Origin of the sequence: Pedobacter roseus, from assembly GCF_014395225.1 — a bacterium.
GTDB classification, from domain to species: domain Bacteria; phylum Bacteroidota; class Bacteroidia; order Sphingobacteriales; family Sphingobacteriaceae; genus Pedobacter; species Pedobacter roseus.
On the sequence record NZ_CP060723.1, the window covers coordinates 918,035 to 939,026 of the forward strand.

Annotated in this window: 23 protein-coding genes; 14 read left to right on the forward strand and 9 right to left on the reverse strand. The window is 37.3% G+C overall.

What is annotated here, in order from left to right; translation table 11 throughout:
• Positions 1 to 303: 303 nt before the first annotated feature.
• The 9 genes from H9L23_RS04110 to H9L23_RS04150 form a co-directional block, all read right to left on the reverse strand.
• Positions 304 to 813, reverse strand: a complete 510-nt coding sequence (locus H9L23_RS04110; protein ID WP_187593783.1) for a GtrA family protein — start codon at positions 811 to 813, stop codon at positions 304 to 306.
• An 82-nt stretch (positions 814 to 895) separates the two neighbouring features.
• Entirely contained in the window at positions 896 to 1,585 is a 690-nt protein-coding gene (locus H9L23_RS04115) for a CAP domain-containing protein (RefSeq protein WP_187593784.1), read from the reverse strand.
• 178 nt (positions 1,586 to 1,763) lie between these two features.
• A complete protein-coding gene (locus H9L23_RS04120) occupies positions 1,764 to 2,528 on the reverse strand; it encodes an SDR family NAD(P)-dependent oxidoreductase (RefSeq protein WP_187593785.1) in 765 nt (254 codons plus the stop codon).
• An 86-nt stretch (positions 2,529 to 2,614) separates the two neighbouring features.
• On the reverse strand, positions 2,615 to 3,022 hold the full coding sequence (locus H9L23_RS04125) for a helix-turn-helix transcriptional regulator (RefSeq protein WP_187593786.1): 408 nt from the start codon (positions 3,020 to 3,022) through the stop codon (positions 2,615 to 2,617).
• Between the two features lie 166 nt (positions 3,023 to 3,188).
• The gene (locus tag H9L23_RS04130; RefSeq protein WP_187593787.1) at positions 3,189 to 4,061 is read right to left on the reverse strand and encodes a DUF6252 family protein; all 873 of its coding nucleotides are present in this window, start codon (positions 4,059 to 4,061) and stop codon (positions 3,189 to 3,191) included.
• Positions 4,062 to 4,108: 47 nt separating this feature from the next.
• Complete coding sequence (locus tag H9L23_RS04135; protein ID WP_187593788.1) at positions 4,109 to 4,795, reverse strand: 2'-5' RNA ligase family protein; 687 nt, start codon at positions 4,793 to 4,795, stop codon at positions 4,109 to 4,111.
• 92 nt (positions 4,796 to 4,887) lie between these two features.
• Positions 4,888 to 6,531 (reverse strand): glycine--tRNA ligase, encoded by a 1,644-nt coding sequence (locus H9L23_RS04140; RefSeq protein WP_187593789.1) that lies wholly within the window; start codon positions 6,529 to 6,531, stop codon positions 4,888 to 4,890.
• A gap of 400 nt (positions 6,532 to 6,931) precedes the next feature.
• On the reverse strand, positions 6,932 to 7,663 hold the full coding sequence (locus H9L23_RS26810) for a hypothetical protein (protein WP_187593790.1): 732 nt from the start codon (positions 7,661 to 7,663) through the stop codon (positions 6,932 to 6,934).
• 21 nt (positions 7,664 to 7,684) lie between these two features.
• Entirely contained in the window at positions 7,685 to 8,392 is a 708-nt protein-coding gene (locus tag H9L23_RS04150) for a hypothetical protein (RefSeq protein ID WP_187593791.1), read from the reverse strand.
• Between the two features lie 400 nt (positions 8,393 to 8,792).
• On the opposite strand from H9L23_RS04150, the gene H9L23_RS04155 reads away from it, so the two are divergent.
• The 14 genes from H9L23_RS04155 (at position 8,793) to H9L23_RS04220 (ending at position 20,990) form a co-directional block, all read left to right on the forward strand.
• Complete coding sequence (locus H9L23_RS04155) at positions 8,793 to 9,425, forward strand: hypothetical protein (protein ID WP_187593792.1); 633 nt, start codon at positions 8,793 to 8,795, stop codon at positions 9,423 to 9,425.
• Positions 9,426 to 9,827: 402 nt separating this feature from the next.
• Positions 9,828 to 10,085 (forward strand): hypothetical protein, encoded by a 258-nt coding sequence (locus tag H9L23_RS26375; RefSeq protein ID WP_223191037.1) that lies wholly within the window; start codon positions 9,828 to 9,830, stop codon positions 10,083 to 10,085.
• Complete coding sequence (locus tag H9L23_RS04165; RefSeq protein WP_187593793.1) at positions 10,064 to 10,849, forward strand: sensor histidine kinase; 786 nt, start codon at positions 10,064 to 10,066, stop codon at positions 10,847 to 10,849. The genes H9L23_RS26375 and H9L23_RS04165 overlap by 22 nt, the downstream gene beginning before the upstream one ends.
• Positions 10,846 to 11,478 carry a response regulator transcription factor gene (locus H9L23_RS04170; protein ID WP_187593794.1) on the forward strand — a complete coding sequence of 211 codons (633 nt, stop codon included), beginning with the start codon at positions 10,846 to 10,848 and terminating at the stop codon, positions 11,476 to 11,478. The genes H9L23_RS04165 and H9L23_RS04170 overlap by 4 nt, the downstream gene beginning before the upstream one ends.
• A gap of 117 nt (positions 11,479 to 11,595) precedes the next feature.
• Positions 11,596 to 12,516, forward strand: coding sequence for a glycerophosphodiester phosphodiesterase family protein (locus H9L23_RS04175; protein WP_187593795.1), 921 nt, complete (start codon positions 11,596 to 11,598; stop codon positions 12,514 to 12,516).
• 151 nt (positions 12,517 to 12,667) lie between these two features.
• On the forward strand, positions 12,668 to 13,375 hold the full coding sequence (locus tag H9L23_RS04180; RefSeq protein WP_187593796.1) for an ATP-binding cassette domain-containing protein: 708 nt from the start codon (positions 12,668 to 12,670) through the stop codon (positions 13,373 to 13,375).
• 5 nt (positions 13,376 to 13,380) lie between these two features.
• The gene (locus H9L23_RS04185; RefSeq protein WP_187593797.1) at positions 13,381 to 13,920 is read left to right on the forward strand and encodes a hypothetical protein; all 540 of its coding nucleotides are present in this window, start codon (positions 13,381 to 13,383) and stop codon (positions 13,918 to 13,920) included.
• A gap of 227 nt (positions 13,921 to 14,147) precedes the next feature.
• Positions 14,148 to 14,678 (forward strand): hypothetical protein, encoded by a 531-nt coding sequence (locus tag H9L23_RS04190; RefSeq protein ID WP_187593798.1) that lies wholly within the window; start codon positions 14,148 to 14,150, stop codon positions 14,676 to 14,678.
• A gap of 189 nt (positions 14,679 to 14,867) precedes the next feature.
• Entirely contained in the window at positions 14,868 to 15,557 is a 690-nt protein-coding gene (locus tag H9L23_RS04195; protein WP_187593799.1) for a porin family protein, read from the forward strand.
• 329 nt (positions 15,558 to 15,886) lie between these two features.
• On the forward strand, positions 15,887 to 16,612 hold the full coding sequence (gene gldF, locus H9L23_RS04200; RefSeq protein ID WP_187593800.1) for a gliding motility-associated ABC transporter permease subunit GldF: 726 nt from the start codon (positions 15,887 to 15,889) through the stop codon (positions 16,610 to 16,612).
• A complete protein-coding gene (gene gldG / locus H9L23_RS04205) occupies positions 16,612 to 18,297 on the forward strand; it encodes a gliding motility-associated ABC transporter substrate-binding protein GldG (RefSeq protein ID WP_187593801.1) in 1,686 nt (561 codons plus the stop codon). Before gldF ends, gldG begins: the two co-directional genes overlap by 1 nt.
• A gap of 33 nt (positions 18,298 to 18,330) precedes the next feature.
• Positions 18,331 to 19,455, forward strand: coding sequence for a DNA polymerase III subunit beta (dnaN, locus tag H9L23_RS04210; protein ID WP_025143176.1), 1,125 nt, complete (start codon positions 18,331 to 18,333; stop codon positions 19,453 to 19,455).
• A gap of 83 nt (positions 19,456 to 19,538) precedes the next feature.
• Positions 19,539 to 20,216: a DUF4397 domain-containing protein gene (locus H9L23_RS04215; protein WP_187593802.1), complete on the forward strand. Its 678-nt coding sequence runs from the start codon at positions 19,539 to 19,541 to the stop codon at positions 20,214 to 20,216.
• A 117-nt stretch (positions 20,217 to 20,333) separates the two neighbouring features.
• Positions 20,334 to 20,990, forward strand: coding sequence for a DUF4397 domain-containing protein (locus tag H9L23_RS04220; RefSeq protein WP_187593803.1), 657 nt, complete (start codon positions 20,334 to 20,336; stop codon positions 20,988 to 20,990).
• Positions 20,991 to 20,992: the final 2 nt, after the last annotated feature.

Genomic DNA, 20,992 nt, shown 5'->3' on the forward strand with positions numbered 1-20,992 from the left:
GGACTTGAAGCGAAGGCGGGACTGTAAAAACCGAAATGCTTTTGGAACTGTTTTCCAAAAAAATGATTTGATAGTATGAGGCTAATGATTAGGAAAGGTAAGCCAGCATTTCATCGGGATGCTCCGGTCGGGCTGTTTGCTATATCTTTTGCTGCCCTTCGACCTCCGCTCAGGCTGACAGCAAAAGTATACCGCTTCCATCCCGTTTAGGTACAAAGATTTGTGCCAATGGGCCGGCTTTTTAGTATTCGCTATAATTATCCGTGATAATCTGGGCCTCCGTGGCAAAAAAACTGTAGTTGATTAATCCTTTTTCCCTTTTTTATCCCCGATTTTTTTTACGCTAAATGTAAAGTAATGCTGGTACAAATAGCTGAATAGCGCCATTAAAACCGAAACCACAATCCTCGAAAGCATTGATAACGTTGGGTAATCGCGTAAAAGCTCCAGTAAAAACTTCAGTAATACGTAATTAGCCAGGATATTAATGAACTGGAGGTTCATAAACCTAAAAAGTTGTACCCGGCCTTTCAGCTCGCTATGCGTAAATATGACGTATTTATTAAGCAAAAAGCTGGTTGGGATGGCGACTGCATAATCTACCAATAACGATGCCGTTTCCCTTTGCAGCACAATTACCCCAAAGTTTACCTCCTCAGTTTTAAAGATGAAAAAGTAGGCAAAATAATAACTTAAAATGCCCAATAATAAAGTGCCACCACCAGTAGCCAGATACCTGAAATTATGTAAAGAAATAAATTTTTTAAACGGAGGATGAAAAAAATCTATGACGGCTAAAATGGCGTTACGCATTACTTAAAACTGTTCGTTGTTATTTTTGGCGCAATTTACAATTAAATTTTTATTGACGCTGTAATTAGATCATTTAGGCCTTTTACTTGTTGTTGCTGTAAGATGCGGGTTGTGCAACAAAGTCGATTACTGCACACCAGGTGTAGGATGGATGCGGCTGTATGCTTACGCCAACAGTATTCAGTTTAAATTTTTGATCGAGCAAGTTAAACCGGTGACCAAGCGATGGTACGCCACAATCTAACAATAAATGGCAAACAATATCCAAACTGTTCGAATAACCAAAGTCGATATTTTCGCTCATGGCTTTATTCGGGAAATATTTGGATAGGCGTTTTGAAAATTTATCGCCGTTGCTGCTTTCGTGTGTATCGAGGTTATTTCTGTTCAGATCCTGGGCATGGCTGCGGCTTAAAGCGGTTAATTTATCATCAGGGTAAAATACCTGCAGATTTTTTATACCTCTTAAATGCTTCAGTAAAGAGGTATAATAGCTATTGTTGCGGGTAATCCGCAGTTCATTGTAATTTCTGTATTGCTTTACTTTAGCGTTGTAGTTGTTAATGTAATCTTCTAAAAAAGTGTAATAGAACTTTTCGCCATCAATGCGGATCAGGTTCATATACATCACCACATTTTTCTCTTCGTTGGTTAAATAAGAAGCATTTGCTGCGGTATTAGCCCTGCGGAACTCCGCATCTGTCCATTTTTGGGCATTTGCAGCGGTAACAATAATTAAAAATAAAAAGGTAGGTAGAAGTACTTTACGCATCTGATGGTTTTGATGGATAACGCCTTTTGATGCGGTTTATTTTCTGTTCGAAGATTTTGTTTGGCGCTGTGCGTTTAGCGGTTAGCGTTGACAAGCTACAATGAAAAAATAACCACCAAGGCACGAAGATTAATTTCTTTGTGTCCTCGTGTCTTAGTGGTTAAAAAATGCTAAAAGTCTATAAAAACATACCACCCGATGCTTCAATGCGCTGTGCATTAATCCATCTCGCATCTTCGGTACATAAAAATGCTACTACACCACCAATATCATCTGGTAAACCTACACGGCCTAAAGCGGTATTGGCAGCTATCCCGGCGTTAAGTTGATCGTTATCGCGGACCACACCACCGCCAAAATCGGTTTCTATAGCGCCTGGAGCAATAATGTTCGATCTGATTCCTCTTGCACCCAATTCTTTGGCCTGGTATTTTGTTAAGGTTTCCATGGCGCCTTTCATCGAAGCATAGGCCGCATATCCCGGAGTTGCAAAACGTGCTAATCCCGATGAAACATTAATGATTCCGCTGCCATCATTTAATAATGGCAAGGCTTTCTGGGTTAAAAAGAAAGCTCCTTTATAATGGATGTTTACCAGGGCATCAAATTGTTCTTCAGTAGTATCAGCAAATGAAGCGTGGATCCCAATCCCCGCATTATTGATCAGGAAGTCGAATTTTTCTGCGTTGAAAACAGATTTTAGCACGCCTTTAACTTCTGTAAAAAAGGCCTCAAAAGTTTTAGATTCGCCTACATTCAATTGTATAGCAGCTGCAGGTACACCTAACGCTTTTATTTCGTTAACGGTAGCTTCTGCTTCTTCTTTTTTTGATTGATAGGTAACAATTACACCAAGTCCTTTTGCAGCAATTTTTAAGGCTGCATTTTTTCCCAGTCCGCGGCTACCACCGGTTACCAGGGCAATTTTATTTTGTATTTCCATTTTCTTTTTATTTGTTAAACAAAATTAGATGGAAATTGGCTGTAAAAATGGTGACAGCTTAAGTAAAAATGGTGACTGTTTAAGTTTTATATGGTGACAATTTCCTTATTTGTAGCTAAAGACTCGAAATAAGCCTCACGATACTGTTTTGGTGTTTGGCCAGCAAAGTGTTTAAAAAACTTGGTAAAGTTAGATGGATCGTAAGTTAATATCCTGGCAATTTCGGCAATAGGCATGCTCACATTCTGTAACATTGCTTTGGAAATTTCCATTAAACGCTCTTCAAAAAAGAAACATGGCGAATGACCAGTAGCAGCCTTAATCGTATTACTTAAATGAGTTGGGTGTACATGGATTAAATCGGCAAAATCTCTTACCTCAAACATTTCTGTCGCACGGCCAGATACAATGTCGTCAAGGTGTTTATCTAATTCTTTTAAATAATCTGCCGCAATTTCATGTCGACGGGCAAAAAACTTCTGTGGAATTTTCATATAAATGATTTTGATCGCTAAACAAATATACCATTCAAGCCATTGATTAAGAAATTACCTAATGTGCATTTGTTTTTTGTGACTGAAGGATTACCCTCGAAAAACCTCTGTCAAAACAAAAGCCGTTGACTATTAAATCAACGGCTTAAATATTTTTAAAATACTTTTATAATTTACTAAAAGGTAAATCAAAAGTCCCGTCTGTAATATTTACCGACGTTTTTATGGTGGTATTCTGGTTGCCACCACTGAAGAAAAATGTTCCTTTCAATTTATTTCCGGCTTCGCTTGTAATCACCAAAGTGCCCGCATCTGCATAAAATGAACCAGTTTGACCTTGGTCTTTCATATAAACACCGGTCCCGTCTTTAGCTATATCGTACGTACCTACGCCTTTGTAGTCAATTATTGAAATAAGCAGGCGTTTATCTCCGTTGACTGTTGCAATGGTTAATAATTTACCAAGGGGAGACATTACTGATGAAGCCTCGCCGGTAAAACCAGTTACTGTGCCATCAACCTTTGCACTTAAGTTATTTGTACTATTGTTCGATTCAGGGATTTTTGCCGGCACCAAACTAATGCTAAACTGGCCTTCGCTAATGGTTTTGGTGGCTGAAGTCACATAATTTTGTCCTTTAAATTCGAAAGTTCCTTTAATATATTGGTTCGCTAAATAACTGGTTATTTTAATTGTACCGTTAGAGGTACTAAGGTAAGCATCTTGTAAGCCAGTTACATTTGGTAGATAGGTAGCCATATTACTGTCGGATATAGTATATGTTCCAGCACCTTTAAAATCACTAATTACTAAGCTAAAACCACTGGTTACTTTATTTCCCGAAATCTGAAGAGTTGTTTTATCGCCTATCACATAAGTTTGGGCCGTTGTAAACGTACACTGCAATAAAACACCATCAACTTTTCCGCTCATAGAGGATGTATCCCATTCAGGGTGGTAATCGATTTCTTTTTTGCAGGATGAAGTAATAAGGAGGCATACCAATGCCAATAAGGATAATTTAAAAGGTACTTTCACGAGGGCTAATTTGTTATGGTTAATAAATTTATGCGAAGATAAAGAATTTAGTTAAGCTCTAATGAAAAGGTATGCAGCTTTTTAACAAATTTCTCCCGCTGGTACCAGTCGTTATAAACCAGTTCGATCTGTTTAACTTCAAAAGTCCCGAAATCGAATTCCCTGTATTTTTCAATTAGATTAATCAGTGCAGTTTGATCTGTTAGTTCCGATTTGAAACGAATTACTGTGGCGTGGGCCGTTTGGATGTTATATCGTTTGTCGATGCTTTGTTGCAGGTCAGAATTTTTAAAGGTTTTGCGGAGCTCATCCCTGATTTCGTTTAAGGTATTGGTTAAAAACTCCTGGATTAAAATGCACGATGGCGATGCCGTTAAGCCCTTAAACTGGATTTTGAAACTTTTATGCTTAGCCAAAACCTGTTGGATAAGTTTTATATAATCCTGAGCATTAATATCCTCTATATCAAAACCATCATAGCAGGAAATGATAGACATTAGCGTGACGTGGATATCTGCATTTTGATAATAATATTGATCGGGCTCAATGGCTTTAGCTTTAGCTAAAAACTGTTGGATATTATGATTCGTAGCAGCATCGGGTCTGATCACCAAAGTAACTCCAAAACGATTGTCGGCGTCAGAATCAATTAAACGATCTATTTCGTAGTTACCATTGGCTATTTTGGAAATAGAATCATTATAAAGTTTGTTGTAGTGTTCGGCTAAATGCATTTTTATTATACAAAAAAGTCGCAGGGGGTAAACCTGCGACTAAATATCATTAAATTAACTAAGCTGCCCTCAGGGGTCTTAGGTGGTCAAAATTAAGCTAGCAAAGTTTTCCAGCTCACCGCTGATCCTATGATGTTTCCTAAATCGGCAATGGCTACACGCTCCTGCTCCATGCTGTCGCGGTGGCGGATCGTAACCGTATTATCCTCTAAACTCTGGTGATCAACGGTAATACAGAAAGGAGTACCTACGGCATCCTGACGACGGTAACGTTTACCAATTGCATCTTTCTCTTCGTAAATACAGTTGAAATCGAATTTCAGTTCATCCATAATTTCGCGTGCTTTTTCAGGCAAACCATCTTTTTTCGTCAGCGGGAAAATGGCTACTTTATATGGTGCCAAAGCAGGGTGTAAACGTAATAAAGTACGGCTATCCTGTTTATCTTCAGTACTTAAATCCTGCTCTTCAAAAGCATTGATCATCGTTAACAAGAACATACGGTCTAAACCGATAGAAGTTTCGATCACATAAGGAATATAATTACCATAAGGTTTACCTTCTTCATTTAAATCGTTATCAAAATACTGCATTTTCTTGCCAGAAAACTCCTGGTGCTGCTTTAAATCGAAATCGGTACGACTGTGGATTCCCTCAACTTCTTTAAACCCGAATGGGAATTCGAATTCAATATCGGTTGCGGCATTGGCATAATGCGCCAGTTTAACGTGGTCGTGATAACGGTATTTCTCAGGAGCGGTACCTAAAGCTTTGTGCCATTTTAAACGTGCTTCTTTCCAGTATTCGAACCATTTTGTGTCTTCACCCGGACGAACAAAAAACTGCATTTCCATTTGCTCAAATTCGCGCATGCGCATAATAAACTGACGGGCAATTACCTCGTTTCTGAAAGCTTTACCAATCTGCGCAATACCGAAAGGAATTTTCATCCTTCCTGATTTTTGAACATTTAAAAAGTTAACAAAAATACCCTGGGCTGTTTCCGGACGAAGATAAACTTCATCACTGCCTTCTGCCATTGCACCAAATTGCGTGCTAAACATCAGGTTAAACTGACGTACATCTGTCCAGTTTGAGGTTTTAGAAATCGGGCAGATTACTTTATAATCAACAATTAAATCTTTTAGCTGTGCTAAGTTTTCAGATTTAAGCGCAAGGTTCATTTCTACTTCAAGCGCTAAACCTTTTTTAACAAATCTCCAGCTAGCTTCATCAACAAACGGATATTTGGCCTTATCTAAAATGCTTGCCTCATCTTTAAAACTAGGAATCCAGGCTGCTTGTCCTTCATCACTTAAACCCAATATTTCTTGTTGAAATTCTTCAAATTTAGCTTTGTTTTCTGCACTGAAACTGGCTAATTCAGAATATAATTCATCAATTTTATTTTCTAATAACTGATCGGCGCGGTAACGTTTTTTCGAATCTTTATTGTCAATCATCGGGTCGTTAAAACCATCAACGTGTCCGCTTGCCTTCCAAACCTTAGGATGCATAAAAATTGCAGAATCAATCCCTACAATATTTTCGTGCATCTGTACCATAGCTTTCCACCAGTATGTTTTAATGTTGTTTTTTAACTCGGCACCCAATTGGCCATAATCGTAAACAGCACTTAAGCCATCATATATTTCGCTGCTCTGGAATACAAAACCGTATTCTTTAGCATGTGATATTACATTTTTAAATTGTTCGTCGTTATTCTTTTGAGCCATAATGCAGCAAAGATAATAAATAAGGTAAAAGGTAAGAGGTAAAAGGTAAAAGGTTTTTGATCAAGCCAAAATGGATTAATAAATTTTAGAATGTTGGCATTTAACTCAGGTGGCTAAGGTGGTCAGAAAAGACGAAAGGCATCTTGATGAGCGAGCTTATATGTTCTTAAATCTCTTATATGGTTCAAAATATTTAGTAAAGCAATGGTTTGCTTATTGGTTCCGGTGTTCCTGCCTTCCGCTTTACTTCTCCCGATGAAAAATCGGGATCGTGCCCGCTGCAATCAGGTTTAGGTGGCCAAAATGCGGAGCTATGAATGGTTTCAATATAGTCTACTAAAAAAAATCGGCGTCGCTAAATGCAACACCGATCTTTGACGAGAAACGCCAATCTAATTAATTATGGAGTAGGGGGAGTATCGGTACCTGTTGTAATAATACTTACAATACCTTCAGTACCAGTTGAACCAACCCCATTTACTGGAGAAACTCCAACGCCTCCTTCAGAACCCCAGCTTGCAACCGGTCCCATGGTTTTGCAATCGCTGCTTTTAGAAAAAGTCCCTGTTGTTTTACCATCATCTCCAGGTTGTCCGGCTAAACCTTGTGAGCCGCCAACTCCTGGCCGGCCACCTGCACCACCATTTGTTTGCATAGGAATTTGAGTGCTTCCAGATTGATTATGTTTCATCACTATAGAGATATCTCCACCTCTGCCACCCGGGCCGCCAAAACCGCCATCTCCGCCTCTTCCGCCATGGCCTCCATTTCCACCATGTCTGCCTAATTCACAGTCATCCCCGTCGCCGCCTTTGCCACCTTTACCACCAGTGCCGCCTTTGCCACCAGTGCCTCCATCTCCTCCCTTGCCGCCAACACTAGAGATATTAAAACCTCCATAGTATATTTCTACTTCTAATCTGAAATTTCCAGCAGCTCCACCAGGTCCGCCTGTTCCACCATTGCCACCAGGTCCGCCAGGTCCTCCAGGTCCACCTAATTCGGCACAATCATCATCGCAACACCATGGGCAATTTGCTTTGTTCCCATTAATACCTAAACCACCATTTAATCCTTCTGGCCCAGTGAAACCTACAGCTCCATCTGTTCCGTTTAAAATAATATTATGCATTTTAATATGATTTTTATTAAGCTAATTTTTTATCTGTTTATTTGTTAAAATTGAAGCAGAATGGCTTTCGAGTTTGTTCGAATAAGCTTTTGCTGTTTTACACTTTAAGAAAAGGTAGGATGATTTTATATCCATTTTTCCGTTGGTATGTATTACTAAATTTCTGCCTTTAATAAGATCTGTACCAGAATTAACTGTTAGTGTGGCGTTAGTATTAATGATGATGTCATCTAATGCAAAATACACTACATTAAATCCTAAACGCGGATTCCTTAATAGATTCATTGTCATTTTATAGGCGTGAATGGCTTCAAAGTCATCCCATAAAATCTGTTTGCCATGATGACTGGTAAGTAGTTTCGCTAACTGAAAATTGCTTTTCCTTCTTATATTCTTGAACTGGCTTTGCAGTGAATGCTCAACATGATCGTGACATTTACAATCACTTTGTTTTGAAAAGTTATAGTCTTTTTTTGCAATTGCTAAAGATTCATCATCATCATCAGAAATAGCTTTTAAAACACTTTCCTTGCTTAAACCTTGCGGAATTATACTCAATTCTTGTAGGTCTTCAAATGATTTAATAGATACATAATGTAAAGCATCTGAGAACATTTTTTCATTTGGACCGATTGTAATGTGGCTGTTTTCTTCAACTTCTACGGTAATTGATTTTACCCTTTGGAGTTCCTTTACTGATATTAATTTTCTTTCTTTAAAATTTTCCATGATTTTAGATTTTATTTAATGGCAAATAATAATTTTTGTGATTTGTTTAATAGACTAATGGCACTGTTATTCTAAGGGTTTCAGATTTTCTGTAAGCTACTTTGTCTTTCTTTTTTCAATGTTTTTGACATGGTTTTTAGGTTTTAAATTTTGCCTACTTTATTCAGGATTTTCGGCTTGTTCCTTTTGTATTCCATGGTGTTAAACCATACCCAAAATTGAAGTAACGGCGTTATAAAAACATTAGGTAAAACACTAAAAACCAGTAGTAAATGCAACAAAATAAAATGCAGTAAAAACAACATTGAAATATGGGGAAAACCCCATCTGTTATCGTTAAAAGTTTTATCACTTTTGATAATTAACATTAACTTTAATCAGAACCAAAAAAATCATTAACATGAAAGATTTCCTTATTTATGCCATCGTATTTTTATTCGGTGCATTCGTACTCTATCTGGTACAAAAACTGATCGGTTTAATGAAAACCGAGGAGAGGAGCCAGCCCAATACCATGGATACCAGGACGATTAAGCAGATGGTTGACGAGTATCGTAATAACCATTTGGATGCCATTAACAAAACATTAGGTTTAAATGATGCCCATTCGGTTTCATTTGGCTTAAAAACCCTTAAAAAATTTATTGCCGATATCGAATATCAAACCAAAAAGAGAAATCCTGGGATTAGTATAGGTGCCCTTGGCGTACGTTTCTACTATGCTGCCTATCCTAAAGAAAGTGAATGGGAAAACTTCGAAAATGAAAAAACCATCGGAAAAGATTATGCCCATAAACATACGCTTGTGATGATTCCAACTTTAAAAAAGAAAATCAGCAATGGAAATTATCAGGATTACGACTTTAACCCACTGGATAAGGCTACCTATTTTATAAATGAACGTGAAATAGAGCGGCCAATAGCAATGATGGCAATGGATTCAAATAGCAATGATGGTCAATCGAGGCAGGTGATGGCACAAAACCACGGACAGACTATTCCACCCGCTGATGATGCTGTAGAAACCTATTAATTCATTATTTCAAATGAACGACTTACAGAAATTTTTGAGTGATAGCTTTCTTTGGGTTGAAGGGGAGCGGCGATTGTAGGCTTAGGATATTATAAAAGTCTTAAAGGACAATATTGGCGATTTCTTGTTTATTATCTGATTATTATTTTTCTCTTTGAGGTGATAGGTAAATGGGGAGGTGATTATTTCCATTTTTCAAAAACAAAATATTATAATTATATCGTTATTCCTTTCCAGTTTGTATTCTTTTTCTGGTTGTATGCAGTAAAATCATTTTCGGATAAAAAATTGTTTTGGATTCTTTCTTTATTATACCTTCTTTCATTTGTGTGCAGCACTATTTTTTTTAAGGAAAGTAAAATATATTTTTCGTTCAATTATACTTTTGGATGCCTCTTATTGATGTTTCTGGTAATTAAAGAGTATTACAATCAGATTAATTCGGCTAATATTCTCAATTTTCAGGAAAACAGGATGTTTTATATTAATTTAGGTGTAACCCTGTTTTATATTGGAACCTTGCCTTTCTTTACCTTTTATTCGTTACTGAGGGCTTATCTTCCAATCTGGAACATTTATTTCGATTATTTCCTTATTTCAGGCATTGTAATGTATGTATTATTCTCAATTTCATTTATATGGGGAAAACAGAACTCTTAATTACCATTATCCTGTTTAACCTGTTTTTTGTGCTGTTTGTGGTGGCCGTTATGGTTTATATCAAAAAATACAAAGAGCGGAAAAGGGAATACCTGAACGAAATCGGGATTACGAAAGAAATCCACCAAAAAGAACTTTTAGCTACACAGTTAGAAATACAACAGGCCACCATGCAGCAGATTGGACGGGAGTTGCATGATAACATCGGACAAAAACTGACCCTGGTAAGCCTTTACACCCAACAGCTTGTATATGAAAATAAAGTGCCACAGGAAAATGAAAAGATTGAGCAAATTTATCAGATCATCAATTCATCGCTGCAGGATTTAAGAAGTTTATCAAAAAATCTCACCAACGATAATGTAATTGAAAATGAAATGGTAACTTTAATACAGGAAGAAGTAAACCATATCAATGCTTTAAAGAGGTGCAAAGTAACTTTTGAACATAATTTCGAAAAAATCGACCTCGAATTCGTAAAAAAGAACGTGTTATTAAGGATTACGCAGGAATTTCTTCAGAATAGTTTAAAACATGCCCGTTGCAATACTATTGCCATCACGTTAAAGTCGTCTTCCGATGCTTTTTTGACATTACACCTGCAGGATGATGGAGTGGGTTTCGATTATACCGGGTTAACAGCAGATGGCATTGGTTTAAAAAACATGAAAAAAAGAACCGAAATAATTGGTGGCCATTTTAACCTGCAGAGTAAACCCAATTTCGGTACCACACTGACTATTTTACTAGATAAACAATCATGAAAAAAACAATAGTTGTTGTTGATGATCATGTCCTCATCGCGAAAGCGCTTCAGGGCATTATTAATAACTTTGCAGCGTTTGAGGTGATTTATGTATGTGAAAACGGGAAAGACCTGATCGATAAATTTGAAAGCAATTGCAAAATCCCCGATATTATTCTTTTAGATATCAGTATGCCCATAATGGATGGTTTTGAAACCGTAAGCTGGTTAAAAGAACATATGCCCGATATAAAAGTGATGGCCTTGAGTATGCAGGGCGAAGAAAAAAGTGTAATCAAAATGGTAAGTAACGGCGCTACGGGCTATCTGCTCAAAAATGCACATCCGGTAGAACTCGAAAACGCACTGACTAAGTTAAATGCCAATGGCTTTTTTTACCCCGATTGGGCTTCAAAAATTATCTTCTCCAGCTTAAATAAAACAAAGGATAACGAAATCAAAATCTCAGACCGTGAGAAAGAATTTTTAAAATACACTGTTACCGAACTCAATTACAAAGAAATAGCCGATAAAATGTTCTGCAGTCCCCGCACTGTGGAAAGCTACCGCGACCAGTTATGCGAAAAATTGGAACTCAAAACCCGTGTAGGGTTGGCTGTTTTTGCCATTAAAAATGGATTTGCGTAGAAATGGTTAATTATTTAAACTGTATAAATTGGTTAAGTGGAGTGATGACACGATTAACCGATTTAAACAATTAACCGATTAACCATTTAACGTTCCATTTTTTCCTATTTTTGATCCATGAAATTCCATCACTTACTATTCTTGGTTGTTATTGCCGTTTTTAGCTCGTGCAAATCAGAAGAAAAAAAACATCAATATATTAAGTTTAATAATACTGCAGAATTATACCAGTTTTTAAAATGGTCGCCTGAGGGGCGTTTTCCTTTAATCAGTGCCCATAGGGGAGGCCCAATGCCTGGTTTTCCTGAAAACTGCATCGAAACATTTGATAATGCAACTACCTACAACCCGGTAATTGTTGAATTCGATATTGCTTATAGTAAAGATTCCACAATGGTTATTATGCACGATGATCAGTTGGACAGAACCTCTACCGGGAAAGGACCAATAGGAAATTACACCTACGAGGAGTTAAAATCATTTAACCTGAAAGATAATGAGGGCAATGAAACTAAATTTAAGATTCCTACTTTAGATAGCGTCCTCAGCTGGAGCAAAGGCAAGGTTTTATTAACCATCGATTTAAAAAAGGGCGTTTCTTATGCCAAAGTGATCGAAAAAGTAAGGCAATATAAAGTTGAAAGCAATTCAATTATCATAACCTATACTGCCGATCAGGCCAGGGAAGTGCATCAACTGGCTCCAGAGTTAATGATCTCGGCCTCTGTGCAAAAGAAAGCTGAACTGAAACGGTTAAATAGCATGGGCATCCCGAATAATCGGATTGTCGCTTTTGTTGGCGTTGCTGCACCTGATAAAGAATTTTACCAATACCTGCATAGCAAAGGCATCACCACTATTTTAGGCACAATGGGCAATATTGATAAAAGCGCCAAGGCAAGTCCTGTTAAAAATGTGTATTATCACCTCGTAAATAACGGTGCTGATATTTTATCGGGTGATAATTTGCAGCAGGCATCAGAAGAATTGGATAAATTCAGGTACAATAAAAAATTAAGTTCAACGCATATTAATTAACCACAGATAAAAAGGATAAACACAGATCTGATAGCTTTAAATCTGTGTTCATCTGTGCAATCTGTGGCAAAAAAAACTTATTAATCAGCAACAAATAAGGATAAGCACATGTAGCCTTAAAATATGTGTAATCTGTGGCAAAAAACATAAAATGAGTATTTCAGTTAAAAATCTTTCTAAATATTACGATAAGCAAAAAGCGGTTGATTCCATCAGTTTTGAGGCTAAACCTGGTCGCATTCTGGGTTTTTTGGGACCAAACGGAGCGGGCAAATCGACCACCATGCGTATGCTTACAGGTTATTTAGAGCCAACCTCCGGAGCGGCTGAAATTTCTGGCAAAAACATTACAACCCAGGGTATAGAAGCCAAAAAACACATTGGCTATCTGCCAGAAAATACCCCGCTTTATACCGATATGTATGTTAAAGAGTTTTTAAGCTTTGTTGGACAGACTTATAAAATTGAAAACTTAATGGCTCGTATTGATGAAGTGATTAAGATGGTTGGTTTAACACCAGAGCAACATAAAAAAATCGGCATGTTATCTAAAGGTTACCGCCAAAGGGTCGGTCTGGCACAAGCCATTATCCATAATCCTGAGGTTTTAATTTTAGATGAACCCACTTCAGGCCTCGATCCGAACCAGTTGGTCGATATCAGGCAGTTGATCAAAACTTTGGGCACTGCTAAAACTGTTGTCATTTCTACGCACATTATGCAGGAAGTTGAAGCCATTTGCGACGATATCATTATTATCAGCAAAGGTAAAATTGTAGCTAACGACTCATTAGAAGGTTTGAAAAAAGCCCATCAACAACAATCACTAGAAGATATTTTCAGAAAACTTACCGCTTAACCTGCATGCTTAATCCAAAAATCAAGATTGTATTTCTATTCTTTTTATTTTCAAGTCCGGTATTATTAAAAGCTCAAAATGCTAACATTGGTGTGGCGGCCGAAATTGCTTTACCATCAGGAAATTTTTCTAACCTTTCAGGAATTGGCTTAGGGGCATCAGTAAAAGCTGATCTTCCGGTTGCAGAAAAATTTGCAATAACTCTAAATGCAGGTTTTATGAACTTTTTTGGGAGACGGAACCAACTTTTTAATGTGCAGGACTTAACGTATATCCCTGCAAAAGCCGGAATGAAATACCAGCTGAGCGAAAGTTTTTATGCGGAAGGTCAGTTGGGGGCAGCATTACCTTTAAATAAAGATCAGAAAACCTTATTTGCCTGGTCGCCTGGTATTGGCAACCAATTCAAACTTTCAGGTGGGAATAAGCTCGATTTAGGGATCCGCTACGAAGCATGGACTGGTAAAAACAATATTTCCGGCTTAAACAAATCCGATAGTAAAGGATTTGTGGGAATCAGGTTCGCCTATTTATTTGGGCTGTGAAACAATTATTGCGCACAATTGTTTGACTTATTTTCTTTGAAACTATACAATTTCTCCTCTTCTTATAACTTAATACAACGTTTTAGAATATAATAATTTTAATTTAACAGTCAGTTAATCAGTTGTTTATAGTCGGTGCTTTCTGTTTTTTATCTTATCTGTAACGTTTTTGGCATCATGCTTGTCTAAAAACACAAAATAATTAACGAACAATAATTTAAAAAACAATGAAAAAAGTATTACTATCTTTATTAATGGTTGCAGGCTTAGGCTTCGCAGCTTCAGCTCAAACAGAAGGCGCGGTTCAAAAATTAAGCATTGGAGCTGAATTTGGTTTGCCAACTGAAAAAAATTCGAACACCTTAATCGTAGGTGGTTCACTACAGTATGAACATCCGGTAGCAAAATCTTTAAGTTTAACTGGTTCTGCTGGTTATCTTTCGTTAATGCTAACAGGTGATGCTAAAGATGCTCTTAAGGCATTAGGATTTAAAACAAGTTATGGAGTGGTGCCTTTAAAAGCAGGTGCTAAATACTATTTTGGTAGTAACTTTTATGGCGCTGGTGAATTAGGTGCTGCAATTAGCACTGAAACTGGCGGTAGTACTTTGTTTGCTGTTGCACCAACTTTAGGCGCATCTTTCTCAGTAGCTGATAAATCTAGTTTAGATTTCGGTTTACGTTACGAAAACTGGTCAGGTAATGGCGGTTCTACTGGCTTTATCGGTATCCGTGCAGCATTTGCATTTGGTTTGTAGTCAAAACAAAACATCATAATTATTTCAAAGCCTCCAGGAAATTGGGGGCTTTGTTGTTTCTAAACTCCATCATTTCAGCGATATAAAATAAAATATAATAAACTATTAAATTAGTTTATTATTATTGTATCGTTTTTGCCAAAACAGGCAAAAGCACGGAAACTAAAAAACAATTCTTAAAAAAATCAGATGAAAAAATTAATGCTATCTCTTTTAGCAGTTGCAGGCTTTGGCTTTGCAGCTTCAGCTCAAACCAACAACGATATCAAAATCGGTGTAAAAGCAGGTGTAACATTCCCAACCTTTGGCGTATCAGGTACTGAAAATACCGGGTATGAGCAAAAGATGAATACCTCTTTTTATGTAGGTGGAACCGTGGATATTCCTGTTTCGGATATATTTTCAGTTCAGCCCGGCCTATCTTTAATTGGTAAGGGTGGAAAAACCGATTTCTATTATTATAACGCTGAGTTAGGAAACACTTATACGGCTACTGCCAACTCAAAAATTAGTACAATGTACATTGAACTTCCTGTAAACGCAGTGTTTAATTTTGCTCTCGGTAGCGGGAAGATTTTTATTGGTGCAGGACCTTATTATGCAATGGCCATTAGCGGAAAAAATAAATCTACAACTACGCTAAGCAGTGGTGGCAGCACTATAACCGATTCTGGAGAAGAGGATATCAAATTCGGAAAGGACGGGACAATGAAAAGAGGTGATTTCGGTGTTAATTTCCTGGCGGGTTACCAGCTAAGTAATGGTTTTAACATCCACGCTGGTTATGGTTTAGGTTTGAGCAACCTTGATTATTCGGATGCAAAGGTTTCAAAAGTAACAAACCGTGTATTATCTGTAGGTATAGGTTTCTCTTTCTAAGTAAATAAGAATTTTTAAAGAGGGGGATCATAAAGGTGATTTCACCTTAGATGCTGTCATGTTGAGCCAGCCTGTCGAAACACCTTAAAGCGTTTTAAGCGTGGTCCTTCGACAGGCTATAGTTGACAGATCCGAAGAAAAGTCGTCATTGCTTCGTCGGTTAAAAAAGCCTTTCTCAGCAATGACGATGATATAATCTCTTTTTTTGCGTCTGAAATTTTCTCAGGATTTCCGCTTAACTTATTTTTCCGGGTCTGCGAGGCTGGCATTTAATCAAGTCCTTTTAAATTTGCAGGAATAAATGGTTAACTTCGGCATTTTAATAGCACATGTACGCAGTTTTTAAACGCGAGTTATTCAGTTTCTTAAGTTCGATGGTTGCTTATATCACCATTGGCATTTTTCTATTGGTTTCGGGCCTGTTACTCTGGTTTTTCCCCGATACATCGATACTTGATTATGGTTATGCCGAATTAAGTGGGTTTTTCAGTCTGGTACCTTATCTTTTTATGTTCCTTATTCCGGCCATCACCATGCGCTCTTTTGCAGAAGAGAGGAGAGAGGGGACTTACGAACTCCTGGTTACCCGGCCAATCCACATCTGGCAAATTGTTGTGGCGAAATACCTGGCCAGTTTGGTACTGGTACTTTTTGCTTTAATCCCTACTGTTGTTTATTATTATAGCATTTCAAAACTTGGTTTTCCGGAAGGGAATATCGATTCAGGATCGGTTATAGGATCCTACATTGGATTGTTTTTATTGGGCGCAGCATTTACAGCCATTGGCCTGTTTTCATCAGCGTTGACCAAAAACCAGGTAATAGCCTTTGTTATCTGTGCTGCTTTATGCGCATTTTCTTTTTTGGGTTTCGATTATACCAGCCAGATTGCAGCCTTCCAGCCCATTGAAAGTACGATAACCAATTTGGGTATCAACCAGCATTATACCTCCATTAGCAGGGGTGTTTTAGATACGAGGGACCTGATTTACTTTATTACCTTTTCCGTTTTGTTCTTGTTGTTCACCAAATTAATCATAGGAGGGAAACGATAATGAAGAAGCAGAATAAATGGATTAATTTTATTGTCGTAATAGCTGTATTGATCGCTATAAATGTACTTGGTCAATATGTTTTTCACCGTTTTGATTTTACTTCCGACAAACGCTTTACCCTAAGTGAAAAAACAAAATCACTACTCAAAAAAAATGAAAAACCGATAATCATTACCGTGTTTTTAAAAGGCGAATTGCCACCTGCTTTTAAACGTTTGCAGGCTGCGGTAAGTGATATCCTGTCTGATTATAAAGCTTATTCAAAAGCAAATTTCAAATTGGTTTATGTTGATCCTTTAGCGGGTTTGAGTACCCAGGAACAAGATACGGTGATCTACAATCTGGCACAAAACGGAATCGAAGCCACCAGGGCAACCTTAAAAACAGAAAGTGGCTCAACGGAAAAACTTGTAGTTCCAATGGCGATGATAGAAAGCAATGGCAAGCAGATGCCAGTTAAATTGCTTCAAAATTTCAATGTTATTGGTGGCTATGAAGAAAATATCAACCGCTCAATAGAAAACCTGGAATATACCTTAACCTCGAGTTTGAAAAAAGTGATCAACGGCTATAATCCACGGATTGGTTTCACAGAATCGAATGGAGAACTGTCTGATTTGCAATTATACGATGCAAGGGCTTCATTAGCCAATAATTATGTGGTTGGCAGGGTAGATTTAAATACAATTACCAAAGAAGGACTGGATAAGCTGAACATGATGATCATTGCCAAGCCTAAAAAACCTTTTACTGAAACAGAAAAATACAAAATCAATTATTTTGTGATGAAAGGTGGAAGGGTGCTTTGGAGTATTGATCAGGTTAATGCAGAGTTAGACAGTTTAAGGGGGCGGGGAGGACAAATGGCCACGAATAATAACCTCAACCTCGACGACATGCTTTTTATGTATGGCGGCAGGATTAACTACAACATTATAGCCGACCCGGCAAACAGTGCCGAAATTCCGGTTTCAACAGGTGCAGCCGGAGGAGCGGGGCAAATGCAATTGCTGCCTTGGATTTATTACCCGATTTTACTTCCCGATACTATACATAGTGTAGTTAAAAATTTGGATGGTATAAAATCAGAATTCCCAAGTACAGTAGATACGATAGGGGCAAAAGGCGTAAGCAAATCGTACATATTAAGCACTTCTCCTTTTAATAAAGTATATAACACGCCAAAGCCATTCAGTTTGCAAATGGTTGCCGAAAAGTTAAATCCTAAGGAATTTCAAAGTGTGCCACAAAACGTTGGCATACTGTTAGAGGGGAGTTTCCCTTCTGTATTTGCCGGACGCCCCTTACCAGCAGGTATAACAACGCCTTTTACCAGCGAGTTAACCAGTAAACCAAGTAAAATGATTATCATTGGCGATGGTGATGTATTTAAAAATCAGGTTTCTGAAAAAGATGGCTCTCCTTTTCCATTGGGTTTCGATCGTTATTCGCAACGGACCTATGGAAATAAAGCACTCTTGCTAAACGTGGTCGATTATTTTACAGATGAAGATAACCTGATTGCCTTGCGGAATAAAGAAGTAAAGATCAGATTATTGGATAAAGCCAAAATTAAGCTCGAAAAAACCAAATGGCAGTTTATAAATGTAGTGGCTCCCTTATTATTGTTAATATTCTTTGCGATTTTTCAACATTATTACCGCAAATACAAGTACGCTAAATAATTTTTATATTTTTGAAGAAGACTAAATGATATCATGAGATTTATTGTATCCACATCAACTCTGTTAAAACACTTACAAACTGTAAATGGTGCCTCAAGCAGCAGTACGGTTTTGCCTATACTAGAAAATTTTCTTTTCGAAATTAAAGATGGAAACTTAACTATCTCTGCTACCGATCTGCAAACCAGTATGACAACTGCACTGGCTGTAGAATCAAAAGAAGAAGGTAAAGTGGCTGTTCCATCAAAAATTTTATTAGATACGCTTAAAACTTTACCAGATCAACCTATCGCATTTAATATTGATGACAGCACTTTTGCCATCGAGATTAGTGCCGGAGATGGTAAATATAAACTGAGTGGCGAAAATGGTGATGATTTTCCAAAAATTCCGGTTGTAGAAAATGCTTCTTCGGTAAATTTACCTGCCTCAGTTTTAACTGAAGCCATTACCAAAACCATTTTTGCGGTAAGTAATGACGAGCTTCGTCCGGCAATGACAGGTGTTTTCTGCCAGTTGTCTCCTCAGCACATTACTTTTGTAGCTACAGACGCTCACAAGTTGGTAAGATACCGCCGTATGGATAGCAAGGCAGATAAAGCAACTTCATTTATTCTTCCTAAAAAAGCTTTAACGCTTTTAAAGGCCGCATTGCCATCTACAGATATCAATGTATCAGTTGATTATAATGCAACAAGTGCTTTCTTTAAATTTGAAAACATCAATTTGGTGTGTCGTTTAATAGACGAGCGCTATCCAGATTATGAGGCAGTAATTCCAACAAACAACCCTAACAAATTAATTATTGATAGAGGATTGTTTTTAAATACACTTCGCAGGGTTGTAATTTTCGCCAATAAAACTACACATCAGGTAAGGTTAAAAATCAGCGGAAGCGAACTGAATATTTCTTCTGAAGATTTGGATTTCGCAAATGAAGCACACGAGCGTTTAAGCTGTCAATATGACGGTGAAGATCTTGAAATAGGCTTTAATGCACGTTTTTTAATTGAAATGTTAAGTAATTTAAGTGGTGATGAAGTTACCTTGGAACTTTCTACACCAAACAGGGCTGGTCTTTTAATCCCTCAAACCAACGATGAAAATGAAGATGTTTTAATGTTGGTAATGCCTGTGATGTTAAATAACAGCTATTAATATCTACTATTTATTTAGTTTTCATAGAAAATGGCTTGGTTTTTGACCAAGCCATTTTTGTTTTCAACCAAACTAACCATCCTATGAAAATCTATACTTATCTCTCAAAATCTCTGATTTTATTTATTTCCTTAACTACAATTGGCTTAACATCCTGTAAAAAGAGTGATGATGGTGAAATAGCTAAAGGGCAGGCGAAGGTAAAAATGGTTAATGCATCCCTTGCTGATGTGCATCAGGATGTTTATCTGGATGATGAAAAACTCACTACGGTAGCTTTGGCTTTTGGCGAAACCAGCGAATACCTAAAAATACCTTCGGGCAACAGAAACGTTTCTTACACGGGTACCAACAATACCACTACAGATACCTCTTTAAATTTTACGCCATCCATTACTTATACTACTTTTCTGGTGACCAATAAAAAAGGCGAATTAGAAATTGTGAGTTATGAAGATAACCTCAGCAATACAGAAAGCACCAAAGCAAAAATAAAACTTATTAACCTTACGCCTAATTTTACCACTGGTATAAATGTGATGGTGCAGGCAGGAACTCAATTTGTAAATGGTTTGCTTTTTAAAGAGGCATCTAATTATTTTACTGTTGATGCAGGCTTGAATTTAAAATATAATGTAGTAGGCTCAGGGAGTATTAAAACCATCAACGCAGCCAGTTTAGAAGGTGGTAAAATATATACCATTTGGTTTAGTGGTACAACCGCTGCCACATTAGAAGCACATATTATCACTGATAATTAAATTTAACAAAATCATATCGTTTCTGTTATCTTTACGTTTTATTAGCATCAGCGATTTTATATGAAAAATACCCGTTTTATATTTCCCAAAATACTTCTCTTGTTTTTCCCTGTATTAATGATTTTTTCTTGTATAAAGAATGATAATTTCATTAAAGGTGATGCGAAGATCAGGTATTTCCAATCTGCTGTAACTGATACAACCCAAAACTTTTTCCTGAAAGGTATCCAGTCGGGAGCTTCCACCGTTTATGGCTCTAACAGTAATTATCTTGTTGTTGCCGGAGACTCTAGCTATACCATTACATCCAGAAATATAAACACAGGAGTGGATGTAGCGAGCACAAATTATAAATTTGCTATTGGTGCCAATTATTCTATTTACTACACCCGAAAAACAACTACCAGTCCACCGGTATTAACTGTTTTTCAGGATAATGTAAAGCAGAGTCTAGACTCAGTAAAACTGACTTTCTTAAATCTTGGTTATACCCTGGGTTCAAAAGTAATTATTCAGGATGATGGAAAAGCTTTCGATACCTTTAACATGCAATATGGCGATAGAATAAGTCATACCATCAAGTTAAGTAAAGCAACGCGGATTTCTTTTACACTCGAAACCCCAGTTTCTACACAGCCCTCTGTGAATGCATTAGATTCGCTACCTACCACCACGTCAAAATCAATTGCAATCTCAAAAGGATTGGTTTATACTGTTTTGCTTGACGGTACAAAAAAAGGAGAACTTCAAATGCGTTTAGTTTCTTCCAACTAGTT